Source organism: Sphingomonas sp. Leaf9 (assembly GCF_001421355.1).
Classification (GTDB): Bacteria; Pseudomonadota; Alphaproteobacteria; order Sphingomonadales; family Sphingomonadaceae; genus Sphingomonas.
Map to the genome: position 1 here is coordinate 699,532 of NZ_LMKC01000001.1, position 13,244 is coordinate 712,775.

General features: G+C 66.7%; 16 protein-coding genes. 6 read left to right on the top strand and 10 right to left on the bottom strand.

The annotated features are described in order from the left end of the window. Positions 1 to 86: 86 nt before the first annotated feature. The 8 genes from ASE58_RS03395 to ASE58_RS03430 form a co-directional block, all read right to left on the bottom strand. Positions 87 to 314 carry a F0F1 ATP synthase subunit C gene (locus ASE58_RS03395; protein ID WP_055759731.1) on the bottom strand — a complete coding sequence of 76 codons (228 nt, stop codon included), beginning with the start codon at positions 312 to 314 and terminating at the stop codon, positions 87 to 89. A gap of 40 nt (positions 315 to 354) precedes the next feature. Next, complete coding sequence (locus tag ASE58_RS03400) at positions 355 to 1,140, bottom strand: F0F1 ATP synthase subunit A (RefSeq protein ID WP_055759728.1); 786 nt, start codon at positions 1,138 to 1,140, stop codon at positions 355 to 357. 38 nt (positions 1,141 to 1,178) lie between these two features. Beyond that, positions 1,179 to 1,499 (bottom strand): AtpZ/AtpI family protein, encoded by a 321-nt coding sequence (locus ASE58_RS03405; RefSeq protein ID WP_055761505.1) that lies wholly within the window; start codon positions 1,497 to 1,499, stop codon positions 1,179 to 1,181. A 487-nt stretch (positions 1,500 to 1,986) separates the two neighbouring features. Further along, positions 1,987 to 2,370: a YdbL family protein gene (locus ASE58_RS03410; RefSeq protein ID WP_055817831.1), complete on the bottom strand. Its 384-nt coding sequence runs from the start codon at positions 2,368 to 2,370 to the stop codon at positions 1,987 to 1,989. A gap of 2 nt (positions 2,371 to 2,372) precedes the next feature. Then, complete coding sequence (locus tag ASE58_RS03415) at positions 2,373 to 2,567, bottom strand: YnbE family lipoprotein (RefSeq protein WP_055759722.1); 195 nt, start codon at positions 2,565 to 2,567, stop codon at positions 2,373 to 2,375. Next, positions 2,564 to 5,734: a YdbH domain-containing protein gene (locus ASE58_RS03420; RefSeq protein WP_235513474.1), complete on the bottom strand. Its 3,171-nt coding sequence runs from the start codon at positions 5,732 to 5,734 to the stop codon at positions 2,564 to 2,566. The genes ASE58_RS03415 and ASE58_RS03420 overlap by 4 nt, the downstream gene beginning before the upstream one ends. A gap of 91 nt (positions 5,735 to 5,825) precedes the next feature. Then, on the bottom strand, positions 5,826 to 6,161 hold the full coding sequence (locus tag ASE58_RS03425) for a hypothetical protein (protein ID WP_055817833.1): 336 nt from the start codon (positions 6,159 to 6,161) through the stop codon (positions 5,826 to 5,828). Next, positions 6,161 to 6,829: an acyloxyacyl hydrolase gene (locus ASE58_RS03430; RefSeq protein WP_156347590.1), complete on the bottom strand. Its 669-nt coding sequence runs from the start codon at positions 6,827 to 6,829 to the stop codon at positions 6,161 to 6,163. Before ASE58_RS03430 ends, ASE58_RS03425 begins: the two co-directional genes overlap by 1 nt. A gap of 144 nt (positions 6,830 to 6,973) precedes the next feature. On the opposite strand from ASE58_RS03430, the gene ASE58_RS03435 reads away from it, so the two are divergent. The 4 genes from ASE58_RS03435 to ASE58_RS03450 are packed head-to-tail and all read left to right on the top strand — an operon-like array spanning position 6,974 to position 9,054. After that, positions 6,974 to 7,543 (top strand): hypothetical protein, encoded by a 570-nt coding sequence (locus tag ASE58_RS03435; RefSeq protein ID WP_055817835.1) that lies wholly within the window; start codon positions 6,974 to 6,976, stop codon positions 7,541 to 7,543. After that, on the top strand, positions 7,543 to 7,779 hold the full coding sequence (locus tag ASE58_RS03440) for a helix-turn-helix domain-containing protein (protein ID WP_055759714.1): 237 nt from the start codon (positions 7,543 to 7,545) through the stop codon (positions 7,777 to 7,779). The genes ASE58_RS03435 and ASE58_RS03440 overlap by 1 nt, the downstream gene beginning before the upstream one ends. A 45-nt stretch (positions 7,780 to 7,824) precedes the next feature. Next, positions 7,825 to 8,508: a RadC family protein gene (gene radC, locus ASE58_RS03445; protein WP_055817838.1), complete on the top strand. Its 684-nt coding sequence runs from the start codon at positions 7,825 to 7,827 to the stop codon at positions 8,506 to 8,508. Continuing rightward, on the top strand, positions 8,509 to 9,054 hold the full coding sequence (locus tag ASE58_RS03450; protein WP_055817840.1) for a sugar O-acetyltransferase: 546 nt from the start codon (positions 8,509 to 8,511) through the stop codon (positions 9,052 to 9,054). Positions 9,055 to 9,112: 58 nt separating this feature from the next. Here ASE58_RS03450 and ASE58_RS03455 read toward each other — a convergent pair whose 3' ends face one another. After that, positions 9,113 to 9,589 (bottom strand): EF-hand domain-containing protein, encoded by a 477-nt coding sequence (locus tag ASE58_RS03455; RefSeq protein WP_235513475.1) that lies wholly within the window; start codon positions 9,587 to 9,589, stop codon positions 9,113 to 9,115. A gap of 212 nt (positions 9,590 to 9,801) precedes the next feature. On the opposite strand from ASE58_RS03455, the gene purB reads away from it, so the two are divergent. Together purB and ASE58_RS03465 are read left to right on the top strand one after the other, a co-directional pair. Beyond that, a complete protein-coding gene (purB, locus tag ASE58_RS03460) occupies positions 9,802 to 11,112 on the top strand; it encodes an adenylosuccinate lyase (RefSeq protein WP_082467588.1) in 1,311 nt (436 codons plus the stop codon). A gap of 74 nt (positions 11,113 to 11,186) precedes the next feature. Beyond that, complete coding sequence (locus ASE58_RS03465; protein WP_055817845.1) at positions 11,187 to 12,533, top strand: methyl-accepting chemotaxis protein; 1,347 nt, start codon at positions 11,187 to 11,189, stop codon at positions 12,531 to 12,533. A gap of 195 nt (positions 12,534 to 12,728) precedes the next feature. Here ASE58_RS03465 and ASE58_RS03470 read toward each other — a convergent pair whose 3' ends face one another. Continuing rightward, positions 12,729 to 13,211, bottom strand: a complete 483-nt coding sequence (locus tag ASE58_RS03470) for a GNAT family N-acetyltransferase (RefSeq protein ID WP_055817847.1) — start codon at positions 13,209 to 13,211, stop codon at positions 12,729 to 12,731. Positions 13,212 to 13,244 lie beyond the last annotated feature (33 nt).

Here is a 13,244-nt window from a genome sequence, read left to right on the forward strand (position 1 = left end):
GGGCGCCATCGCCCGGTCGAAACCGGTCCGTCATCCGGACCGGGAGTCCGGCGCAGGGCTAACCCCCGCGCCGGGCGTCACGCATGTTACGCGACGAAGATCAGCAGCACGGCGACGACGAACGCCAGCAGGCCGAGAAGTTCGGCGGCGGCGAAGCCGATGAACATGTTGCCCTGCTGGCCGGCCGCTGCCGACGGGTTGCGCAGTGCGCCCTGCAGGAAGGCGGCGAAGACGTTGCCCACGCCGAGTGCGGCGAGGCCGGCACCGATAGCTGCGAGACCGGCGCCGAGGAACTTGATGGCGTCTGCTTCCATGTCGAAAACTCCCTTGGAAAAATCTTGTATGTTGGTTGGATCAGTGATGGTCGTGCAGGTGCACGGCATCGTTGATGTAGAGCGAGGTCAGCAGCGCGAAGACATAGGCCTGCACGCCGGCGACCAGCATTTCGAGGGCCGACACGCCGACCATCAGCGCGAAGCTGGGCACGCTGACCAGCACGCCGATGCCGGCACCGGTCGCGGTTGAATTGATGATGAAGCCCGCCAGCACCTTCAGCAAGATGTGCCCGGCGGTCATCGCCACGAACAGTCGCAGCGCGAGGCTGAACGGGCGGACCATGAACGACACGAACTCGATCGGCGCGACCAGCAGCAGCACCGGGATCGGCGTGCCCTTCGGCGCGAACAGGCTGAAGAAGCGCAGGCCATGCTTGAACAGGCCGACGACCAGCACGATCGAGAAGCTGGCGATGGCGAGGACACCGGTCACCGTGAAGTGGCTGGTGACGGTGAACGGGTGCAGCCCGACCAGGCCGAAGGGCAGCAGGCCGACGACGTTCGCGAACAGGATGAACATGAACAGCGAGAAGACGTAGGGCAGGTACTTGCGCCCTTCATGCCCGATGTTCGCGGCGAGCAGCTTGTCGATGAAGCCGGTGAAGCCCTCGACCGCCATCTGCCAGCGACCGGGCACCTGCTGCTGCTTCATGCCGCCGATCATGAACACGAACAGCGCGACCGCCGCGACGATCATCCACAGCGCCGAATTGGTGAACGGCAGGACGTGATCGCCCAGGGGAATGTTGAAGATCGTCTGCACCTCGAACTGGTGCATCGGATCGATCTTGCCTGCCTGCGCCACGTCGCTTCGCCCCGATATGCCAAGGCGCCCGAGGACTGTCAGTCCGGACGCCGGTTCGAAATCCTGATGATATTCCTGAACGCACTGGCAATTCCAAGGAACAGCAGCACGAGCAGAAGCCATGGCGAGGTGCCGAGCAGATAGTCGAGGGTTCCCCCGATCACCGCCCCCCCGACCATCCCGCCGACCAGTTCAGCCAGCACGCGATTGCCGAGGCGGTAGTTTTTCTCCCCCGCTTCGTCGCGCGCCTGACCGGATCGGATCGCCTCGTCCGCCTTTGCCCGTCGCAATCGCTCATCGAGCGAGGTGATCCGGGCATCTTCGGGCAAGGGGTCTAGTCCGGGCTCGTTCTCCGCCATCATCCCCTCCCACGACCAGTCGGTCGGGCCGGATATGCGCCGGATGGCGAGCCCGCCAAGGCAGGCGCGCTTTAGGAAGGTGACGGTTTCGAGTCAACCTTGGCGTTCGCGTGGAAACCTTTCCGGAGGATGAACGGGGTGTGGCGGGAGGTCCGCAATCGTAGAGACCCACTCTACGAATGCGGCATACTTCCCGGCGAACCCGGATCAGTGGATCCCAGCAGAGCCCCTTGCAGGCCTTGCTGGAGAAACCACTATGCTATTCCAAATCGTCCACATTGCTATCGAAGCTGGCTGGGCAATGCTGGCGTTGTCAGACACCATTTTGTGGATCGTCCGACTGATCGAACTGGCAAAACTGGCGCCCACAAGCCGTCAGCGAAAGTTAAAGACCCCGGCCGCTGGCACGACCGGGGTCTGGAGGTGTATCACTGAACCCTGATACCGCCTGATAGATATAGCGCATGATACGCTAATTTTTCAACTCTCACACGCAGCGCGGGTCACGCTCCGGCGGGCCATTGCCGCGGGTTTCCCAGCCGCCGCCCGGCGTCTTGTACTTCTCGCCCGGCTTGGTTTGCGCGATCAGGTTGCAGCCCGATACGAACGCGAACTGCTCGACCGTCGCGCCCGACTGTGCACCGCGGGTGTAGGCGGCCTTGCGCTGGATGTTGATGTTGGCGACCAGCGACCGAAGCTCGGGCGTGCCGCCGCCGACGACGCCCAGATAGCCGTCGGGCTGTTCGCCCACCTGCCCCGCCGCGCGGGCGGCCTGATAGGCCGGGTCGCGTTGCGCCCATGCGGTGCCGGCAATCCCGGCGACCGCGACGAAGGCGGCTGCGGCGAGACCGTATTTGACATATGCGTGCATGGTCAGAAAATCCCTGGGTTATCCTGGATGAGCGTCTTCGCCTCCCCATCGAGGCGATACACCACTTCCTGCGTGATGTTGATGTTCAGGTTGATGACGATCGGCTTGTCCGGCGCGGCCACGTTGACGCAGCCGCCGGCGAGGCACGCGGTGCCACCGATCATCAAGGCTCTGAACATCGTCACGCTGTCGTTCATGGCACAGTCTCGCTTTCGGAGGGCTGAATGGTGGTGTCGAGCGGCGCCGGTGGCAAGCCCTGTTCGCGGCGACGCTGTTCGGCCTGGAGCGCGGGCAGGTTGCGTTCGATCAGCCGTTTGGGGTCGTAGTAATTCTGTACCGAATCGATCAGCTGGCGGAAGGGTGCCTTGATCCGCACGTTGAAGACCAGCGGCAGGCTGGCAAGGCGACGGATCAGGAAATTACTGTACGTCCCCTTGCCCTGGCTGACCCCGGCAAAACGGATCGCGGTCAGCATCTCACCGGCCAGCGGGCCGTCCAGCTCGATCGTCAGGCGGCGATAGTTCATCGATTTCAGCGCCTGGAACGCCAGATTGCCCCAGAAGCCGACATCCTCCTTCGACACCTCCCCCACATAGGACAGGTTGCCGCCACCGCGCGATTGCAGCTTGCCGCCCTCGATGCGGCCGCCATTGGCGTCGAAGATCATCGGCAGCACGCCGTCGAACACGCCCGACGCGTTCAGATTGTCGAATTCGAACTGCTGCAGGAACAGCCCGCCATCGACCCCGGTCACGCGGAAGGTCATGCGCCGTTCGACATCCTCGGCGAAATCAAGAATCGTCGGCTCCAGCACCATTTCGCCGCCGCCCAGCGGCCAGCGCCCGCCTTCGATCTGGACGCGCATCCCTTCGATCAGGCGATAACGGACCACGCCGTCGGTCACCGCGATGCCCGGATTGACCTCCGCGATCGTCGCGACCTGTCCAGGTGCCGTGACGAGGCCGAGCAGGTCAGTGAAGCGGATCTCGCCCGCCAGCCCGTTCACCGGACCGAACGCGGCGGCAAGATCGGTGTCGGCGGTGCGGAAGGTGCCGGTCGAGGTGACGCCATCGGGGCTCCACGCGATATCGCCGCGGCCCGAAACGGTGCCCTTCACATCGGCGACGACACCGAAGGTCAGGCGAGTCAGCTCGTTCGGCTGGAACGAATCGCCAAAGGTGATGCCGGGCACCGCCAGCACCGCATTGCCGCGTCCGGTGGCAAGGTCGTGGACGATGGTGACGTCGGTCACCTTCGCCCCCTTGGCCGGGTGTTTCAGCGTACCGCCGGCGCGAATGTCGTTGCCGCTCAGGGTCAGCTTGAAATCGTCGCTGCGCAGCGGTTCGAATCGTGGCTGCGGATCGGCGTCGCGCACCCCGACATCGCCGTCGAGCGAAAGGACGCCACCGGCCAGTTTCCAGTCGCCAGCGGCGTCGCGAATCAGCAGCGGGACGTTGCCGATCTGCCCCTCGCCCCGTTCAAATTTCCCCGCGACCACGCCGTTCGCGACGCGGCCGGTCAGCGTGCCGAGGTCGAGGACGCTGATGCGGTCGGGGCTGCCCAGCCGGGTCTTCACATCGGTAAGCGCGAAGCCGAGGTCGCCAAGGCCGAAGCGTCCGCCGCCAGCCGCCAGCGTGACCGGGGTGCCGCCCAGCGTGCCGGTCAGCCGGGTCGCGCCGGTCGACACCCCGCCGCCAATTCGCCCACCCGCCAGCCGGACCATGCCACCGTCCGCCGCGCACAGCCGCAGCCGTGCCGGATCGAGCGTCAGCGCCGATACGCGCAGCCGGTCGAAGGCGACGGGCACGCAGCCGGTATTCACCACGAGCCGTCCGCCGCCGTCCCAGCGCGCATCGATCGGAAGTGCAAAGCGGTCGATCCGGCCGCCGCTGAACGGTCCCGACAGTTCGACGCGGGTTTCGATGCGGGTCGCGCCATCGGCGGCGGTGCGGAAGCGTACCGGGGACAGCGCCAGCCGGGCATCGCCCGCCGCATAGGGGGCGATCGTCGCGGTGCCATTGACCGGGGCACCGGGTGCTGCCTGCGACAGGCGCACGCTGGCGACCGGCAGCCCGCCGCCGCCCATCGCCAGCGTACCGTTCAGCGCCACGCCCTTGCCCGAGACCCAACGTACCGGCCCATCGCGCAGCGTCGCGCGCGCACCGCTGGCCGCGACGAACGCCAGCCGGTCGATCCGCGCGGCGAGCGGGCGGGCGGCGACGTCCGCCGACACATCGAAGCGTTGCAGCGCCCGGCCCGCCGCGCGGGTCGCCGCGATCGCCAGCGGTGCGACCGGGGTTCCGGCGGCGGCCTGCGCGCCGCCCGCGATGCGGGCCACCATCGCGGGGGCAAGGCGTGCGCCACGCGCGCCGATCCGCCCGTCGAACGCGGGCACGCCGTCCACCGCATAGCGTCCGGCGATCGACAGCCCCTGCCCGGCCAGCTGCGGCAGCACGAAATCGCCCGATGCCAGGTCGATCGCACCGGTCGTTCCCTTGGCTCCTCCATCGAACCCGATCGTGCCCGACAGCGCGGCGACCTGCGTGCGGGGAGCGACGATTCGATCGGCCGCAACCTCTGCCCGCCCGCGCCACCGGTCGAAGCCGGGTGAGAGCGTCGCTTCCGCCCGCATCGCCGGCCCGGCCAGCCGCACATCGCCGCACGCCGCCGCCTGGGCGCGGATCGGGCCGGTGAATGACGGGCCGGTGCGTGCGGTGCGCAGCGACAGGTTCGCCGCCAGCCGATCGATGCCGCAGCCGTTCAGCGCCAGCCGTTCGGATACCGCCGCCAGTTGCCCGGTAAACCCGTCCGCCAGATTGCCGCGCCCGGCGAGCTTCGCACCGATGACGCCGTACGGCGTGGTCAGGCGGATGCGGCCATCGTCGACGCCCACATCGAAATCGGGCAGTGCAAACGGCTTGCCGGAGGGCGGCGGCAGCAGCTTGTCGATCTGCCCGAACGAAACCGTCCCGTCCGGCCGCAGGGTGGCGCGCAGCCGCGCCTGTCCGACGCGCGCGCCGGTGACCTTCGCCCCGTTCAGCGACACATCGGTATCGATCTCGATCCAGTCGGCGATCAGGTCGGGCGCCTTCGGATCGCCCAGCACCACACCGACCAGCCGCTGTCGGCCCAGCCCGATCTGTGCGATGCGATACCGCGCGGCGATCCCGCGCTTTTCCAGTTCGCGACGGACCAGATTGTCGGCGATCGGCTTGCGCTGCGTCCAAACCAGCCCGGCAAGCAGCAGCACGATGCCGCTGACGACCAGCAGCACCTGCGCGAACCGCCGGCGCTTGCGGCCCCGGCGACGCGGCGACGCCACGGTCTCCACCGCCTGCTCGTCGTCACCGCCCAGACCACTCACTCCGCTGTTCAGTCCCGTTCGTCGCGCCTCACGCCGCCGGGGTCAAGCGCGAGAGGCGGCAAACGGTTCCGGCAGCGCAACGGAACTTGTCTCAGCCAGCGGGTCGCCGCGGCACCATCGCCGCCTTGCGCCGGTCCTGCCAACCCTGGGCCGCGTCGGCCATCGGCGGCCGAATACAGGCCTCCAGCTCCGCCGCGGTGCGGATCGTCGGCACGCAGGCGAGATAGGCCCGACAGACCGCGGCATCGAACAGCGGGTCGCCGCTGGACGGTTTCAGCGCGCAGCGGGTGGGCCCGACCAGCCACGCCCGCTTCGTCACGATCCGGAAATTGCGCTGGCGTTCGCCCGCCACGACGATCTCGTCGCTTGGTGGTGGCGGGACCGGCGCGGCCTGTGCTAGCAACGCGGCGACGAGGAGCGCCAGCATCACCGCCCCAGCCGCCGGACGACACGGATGCCGACATTATCGATGCCCGGATTGGTGTCGGAAAAGATCTGGCGATGGCTGAAATGCTCCCATGCCAGTTCGACCGCCCAGCGCCGGTCGACCCGCACGCCGATCGAGGCATTGGGATTGAACAGGATTTTCGACCCGAACGAGGTCCGCCGGCGATAGATGTCGTAGCGCCGCCATGCCTCGTCGTTGGAAATCCCCGGCTGGAACGGATCGGGCGTAAAGCTGTAGCCGTCGATGACCGTCGCGCCGATCCCGACCTGCCCATAGACCCGGCCGCGCAGGATATGCTGGCGCCATTCCGCGCCGATGCTGAAGAAACTGGTGCGCCCGGCGGTATTGATCTGCGCCTTGGCGGTCAGGCGGGGCTTGAGCAGGATGCGCAGGGGTGCGGTGCGATAGGCGATCTGCACGTCGACCGTGCCGTTCTCTTCGAACCCCTCATAGATTTGGCCGTCCGGCAGCTTGGGCAGGTCGAAAATCAGCTTGCCGCCGAGCGGATGGAAATCGGTGCCGTGATGCAGCACGCCGATGGCGACCTCCGCTGCCTCGCGCGGCGGTGCCATCCGCTCCTGTGCCATCGCCGTTGTGGAGGCGAGCGCCAACACTGCGCCCAGGACGCCCTTTTCCAACCGAATCATGTGAAACCCTTCCCACAAACGGCAGTCGCTTCGCCGTGACCAATGTCGTATCATCGACAATAATTGCTGTAAAACAGAAAGTATGTTGTGTCTGACGGATATTCGTTGCCGCCGAAAAAAGCGCGGACCAGCCGCAGGGTCGGTATGCTGTTCCTCGTCATCGCAGCATTGCTGGGGGTGATGACGATCGTCGCAGCGGCGGCACCGGGACCCTATCTGAACTGCGGTGGGGAACAGCGGTGTCGCAGCGGTGCGGATGCGGCGAACCTGCTGCCCGACGAAACGCTTGCCCGATTGAAGCGCGACACCAAGTCACGCGGCCAATTCGACAGATGGGTAGCGGAGCCGGGCGTCCGCGTCGGCTTGGCAGCGATCGTGCTGCTGGAATCGGGGCCGATGGCGGTCCTGTTCCTTGCCGTCGGGATGGCGCTGCGCCGCCTTGGGCAGCAGCGGCACCATGCACTGGCCGAGGCGCTGCCGTGGCTACGCCGCGCCTCCCGCGCTGCGATCACCCTGGCGGTCGCGCGGATCGTGTGTCCCGTCTTGCAGGCCGGACTGCTCTACAATGGGGTGGGTGGTTCCACCGCATTGTCCAACCCGATCCAGGTGGATACCGCGTTCCTGCTCCTGCTGCTGGCCTTCGCCGCCTATGCCACGATCTGGGCATTGGAGGCTGGCATCCGGGCGGAGCGCGAGCTGGCCGATTTCGTCTGATGCCGGTAATCGTCAATCTCGACGTGATGCTGGCGCGGCGGAAAGTGCGGTCGAAGGAGCTGGCCGAGGCGATCGGCATCACCGAATCGAACCTGTCGCTGCTGAAATCGGGCAAGGTGAAGGGGGTCCGCTTCGCCACGCTGGCTGCGATCTGCCGCTATCTCGACTGCACGCCGGGCGACATTCTCGACTACACCCCGTCCGACGACGACCTGAAGCCGGGGGGCGAGGATTGAGCCGCCCCCTCGCCCCGCCGCGCGCGATCCGCTAGGCGGGTGGCCATGACCACGCCCGAGACCGATGGCACCGGCCACCGTGCCCGCCTGCGCGGGCGGTTGCTGGAGCATGGCGGCGCGGCGCTGCTCGACCATGAGCTGGTCGAATATCTCCTGACGCTGGCAATTCCGCGCCGTGATACGAAGCCGCTGGCCAAGACGCTGCTCCACGAATTCGGCGGGATCGGCGGGCTGCTGTCGGCCGATCCTCTGGCGCTGGGCAAGGTGTCGGGCATGGGCGACAGCGCGGTGGCGGCGATCCGCATCGCGCAGGCCGCCGCGACGCGGATGCTGCAGGCGCAGGTGACCGAGCGGCCGGTGCTGTCGAACTGGCAGGCGCTGCTCGACTATCTCCATGCCGACATGGCGCATCAGGCGGTCGAGCGGATTCGGGTGTTGCACCTCAACAGCCGCAACCTGCTGATCCGCGACGAACTGGTGGCGGAGGGGACGATCGACGAAGCACCGATCTATACCCGCGAGGTGATCCGCCGTGCGCTCGACCTCGGCTCCGCCGCGCTGATTCTGGTCCATAATCATCCGAGCGGCGATCACAGCCCCAGCCGGGCCGATATCGACCTGACCCGCACCATCGCCGCCGCCGCCAAACCGCTGGGCATCACCGTCCATGACCACCTCATCATCGGCGCGAAGGGGCATACGAGCCTGCGTGCCCAGGGAATGTTCTGAATGCTTACCGAAAAGCAGAAGATGATCGCTGGCGAGCTGTACCATGCCGGCGATGCCGAACTGGTCGCCGATGTCGCACGGGCGGCGGCGTGGATGGACCGCTACAATGCCCGCATCGCGCTCGACCGCGACGAACAGCGCGGTCTGCTGCGCGAGATCATGGCCGGGGTCGGCAGGGACGTCGTGATCCGTCCGCCGTTCCATATCGACTATGGCTATAACATCACCCTCGGCGACGAAGTGTTCATGAACTATGGCTGCGTCATCCTCGACGTGTGTGCCGTGACCATCGGCGACAAGACGCAGATCGGGCCGGGCGTGCAGATCCTTGCCGCCGACCATCCGCGCGACCCGGCGGTGCGCGCACAGATGCTGGAATTCGGGCGTCCGGTAACGATCGGGCGCAATGTGTGGATCGGTGGCGGGGCAATGATCCTGCCCGGCGTCACGGTGGGCGACGATGCGATCATCGGCGCGGGATCGGTCGTGACGCGCGACGTACCCGCCGGCGCGACGGTGGTCGGTAATCCGGCGCGGGTCCGATAAAAAACGACCGCCGGGATCGCTCCCGGCGGTCGCATCGATATCAGCTCAGGCCTTTGGCTCAGGCGCTCTTGCTCAGGAAGCTGGTCAGTTCCGCCTTCGTCACCGCCTTCGACTTGTCCTTGTCCGCCTGGGCGAAGGCCTGCTTGACCCAGCTCTTCACCTCGGGCTTGTCGGCGGTCACGCCCGGCTCGCTCGCCGATCGCAGCGCGACCATCCATTCGCCGAACTGCTTTTCGGTCAGCTGGCCCTTCCCGTCCTTGTCATATTTCGGGAATTCGGCCTCGACGATCTGCGCGATCTGCGTGCCGCTGGCGGGCTGACCGGCCTCGGCGGTGGTCTGCGCGGTCTGCGTTGCCGGGTCGGCCTGCGTCGCGGGTGCCGGCTGCGTCGCGGCGATCGATGCATCAGCGGGAGCCGTTGGCGAGGTTTGCGGCGCGGCCTGCGTTGCCGGGGCAGTCGTCTGTGCTGGGGCCGTGTCCTGCGCAAATGCGGGGGCAGAAACCATCATGGCACTGGCGAGAAGAATACGCTTCATCATCGAATTTCTCCTTTCGGATTGGTTCGGGACTTCATGCCGCCGCTATGAAAGAACTCCGTAGCGGCGCTGCGATGACCCAACCAACTTAGGTCATTTCGGTTTCGATTGGAGCCCTTTTCGCGTTTCTTCTATCGCAAGACAGGCTCGATTCGTCCGCGACTTGTTGCTAGGGCGCGGCAAACCGTTCGCCCGTTTTCGAAAGGCCTGCCATGATTCCCCGTTACTCCCGCCCGGAAATGACCGCCCTGTGGCAGCCCCAAGCCCGATTCCGCATCTGGTTCGAGATCGAGGCGCACGCGACCGACGCGCTGGCCGAGCTGGGCGTGGTGCCGCGCGACGCCGCCGAAAAGATCTGGGCGATGAACGATGCCGAGTTCGACGTGGAGCGGATCGACGCGATCGAGGCGGAGACGAAGCACGACGTCATCGCGTTCCTGACCCATGTGTCGGAGCGCACCGGGCCGGAAGCGCGCTTCCTGCACCAGGGCATGACGAGCTCGGACGTGCTCGACACCTGTCTGGCGGTACAGCTGGCGCGGGCGTCGGACATCCTGCTCGCCGATCTCGACAAGCTGCTGGGCGTCATCGAACGCCGCGCGCGCGAACACAAGCTGACCCCGACCATCGGGCGCAGCCATGGCATCCATGCCGAGCCGGTGACCTTCGGGCTGAAGCTGGCGCAGGCCTATGCCGAGTTCGACCGTTGCCGCACGCGCCTGAAGAATGCCCGCGCCGAAGTGGCGACTTGCGCGATTTCGGGCGCGGTCGGCACCTTTGCGAACATCGACCCGCGCGTCGAAGAGCATGTCGCCGAGAAGATGGGCCTGACCATCGAGCCGGTATCGACGCAGGTCATCCCGCGCGACCGCCATGCGATGTATTTCGCGACGCTGGGCGTGATCGCCGGGTCGATCGAGCGCCTCGCCACCGAAATCCGCCATCTGCAGCGCACCGAAGTGCTGGAGGCCGAGGAGTATTTCTCGCCGGGGCAGAAGGGTTCGTCGGCGATGCCGCACAAGCGCAACCCGGTGCTGACCGAAAACCTGACCGGCCTTGCCCGCATGGTGCGCGGCTATGTTACCCCGGCGCTGGAGAATGTCGCGCTGTGGCATGAGCGCGACATCTCGCACTCGTCGGTCGAGCGCTATATTGGCCCCGACGCGACGATCACGCTCGACTTCGCGCTCGCCCGCCTGACCGGCGTCATCGACAAGCTGGTCGTCTATCCGGCGCGGATGGAAAAGAACCTCAACAAGATGGGCGGCCTCGTCCATTCGCAGCGCGTGTTGCTGGCGCTGACCCAGGCCGGCGTCAGCCGCGAGGATTCGTATCGCTGGGTCCAGCGTAACGCGATGAAGGTGTGGGAATCGGACGGCGAACTGTCGCTGCTCGAACTGCTGAAGGCCGACCCGGACGTCGCCGCCGCGCTGTCGGCGGAAGAGATCGAGAGCCGGTTCGACCTTGGCTATCACTACAAGCATGTCGACACGATCTTTGCGCGGGTGTTCGGCAAGGCGTGACGCCCCGGCCCCGCCGGACCTGACCGTCCGGCGGGGACAGTATAATCTTAACGATCTCACCCTACGCGGATGGGATGATTTTCCGCCGCTCCTCGCCCGATCTCGAAACCCGCACCGCACTGGCCGGGTATCGCCAGTCCCCCGATGCCATCCTTCTGCTGAAGGAGGGTGCATTCGTCGAATGCAATCCGGGCGCCGAGGCCATTTACGGCCGGACGCGCGCCGAAATCATTGGGCAGAACCCGGTCGTCTTTTCGCGTGCGACACAGGCCGACGGACGCCCGACGGCCGAACATGTTGGCGAACGGGTGCAGCAGGCGGTTCGCGACGGCTTTGCCCGGTTCGAATGGTTCAACATGCGCGGCACCGAAGAGGTGCGAATGTTGGTGACTGTGATCCCGGTCCCGCAGGAAGGTCCCGACGCGGTGCTGGTAATGTGCCAGGACATGGCCGCGACCGGTACCGTGGTCGATACGCTGAAGCACGGGCTGGCCGCGCTGGCCGGCGGCGACCTGAATGTCCGGATCGACACCCGCTTCAGCGAGGAATTCGAACCGCTGCGCGACAGCTTCAACACCGCTGCCGACCGGATGGCGGAATCAATGGCCGAAGTGACGTCGGTCGCCGCCGCGCTGCATAACGGCTGCAGCGATATCCGCCAGGCATCGGACGACCTGTCCGGCCGCACCGAGCGCCAGGCCGCCAGCCTGGAGGAATCAGCGGCAGCGATTCAGGAAATTACCCAGAATGTGCGCGAGGCCGCGACGCTGGTCGACACGACCGAGGCGATCATCGCCGACACGCACCGCGACGCGCAAAGCTCGGCCGGTATCGTCGAGGATACGACCCGCGCGATGGCCGGCATCGAAAGCGCGTCGAAGGAAATCGGCGAGATCATCTCCGTCATCGACGGGATCGCGTTCCAAACGAACTTGCTGGCGCTGAACGCCGGGGTCGAGGCGGCACGCGCGGGTGATGCGGGCAAGGGCTTTGCCGTCGTCGCATCCGAAGTGCGCGCACTTGCGCAGCGTTCGGCCGACGCCGCCAAGGATGTGAAGGCGCGGGTGACCGCATCGACCGCGCAGGTCGATCGCGGCGTCGAGCTGGTATCGAGCACCGGCATCGCGCTGAAGCGGATTACCGAACAGATGGACCGCATCCGCGCGCTGATCGGCAATATCGCGACCGCCTCGCATCAACAGGCCGAAACGCTGGGCCAGATCAACATCGCGGTCGGTGAGATGGACAGCATCACGCAGCATAATGCCGCGATGGTCGAACAAACCACCGCCGCCGCCCGCAATCTGGCCGAGGAGGCCGCGCGGCTGAACGATGCGGTATCGACCTTCCGCGTGGGGCATGGCGATGCGCGCGGGGCACATGTCGCGCCGCTGCGCATGGTCGCAGGCGGCCGGCGCTAGAGCGGTTTCCGACCAGATTGGATCACCGGCACGGAGGTGATTTCGGTTCGATGCGAGGCGCGAGGAGGGAGCGATGCCAAGCATCGTGAGCGACGAGCAACGCTGCATCGGACCGAAAGCGCCCCGCCGCGGAGCGGTCGCCCGAAGGGTGATGACGGTGGCTCAACCTGGTCGAAAACCGCTCTAGCGCGGCGGTCAGGCGACCGGCCGCTCCATATACACCGCATCCTCGCCAAACCCGGCCGCACCGCCGGGGGCCGCGATGAAGCCCTGTCGCGCCCAATAGGCATCGGCCCCGCCGACCGCGATCAGTGCCAGCACGGGAATGTCGCGGTGCGCGGCAATGTCGCACAGGATCGGCAACAGGCGCTCGACCGCGCGGGTTCCCCGCGCCGGTGGGGCGACGACGACATCGTGAAGATACCAGCAATCGGCGCTGGGCGGCAGGTCGCCGAGCAGCGCGTGCATCGCCGGCGGGGCCAGCCGGTGCCACGGATGGCTGATGCAATGGCCGATGACCGCATCCCCGTCCGCCAACACCCAGCAGCCATCGGGGCTGAGCGCGATGCGTTCGGCATAGAGGTCCGCCGCCTCGCCGTAGTCGCCCAGTTCGGCCTTTGCGAGCGTGGCGATGGCCGGTGCGTCGGAGACGGTGGCGGGACGCCACACAGCGGTCATGGTCGTCCTGTTCCTCGGTTTGGGTGGCCGTGC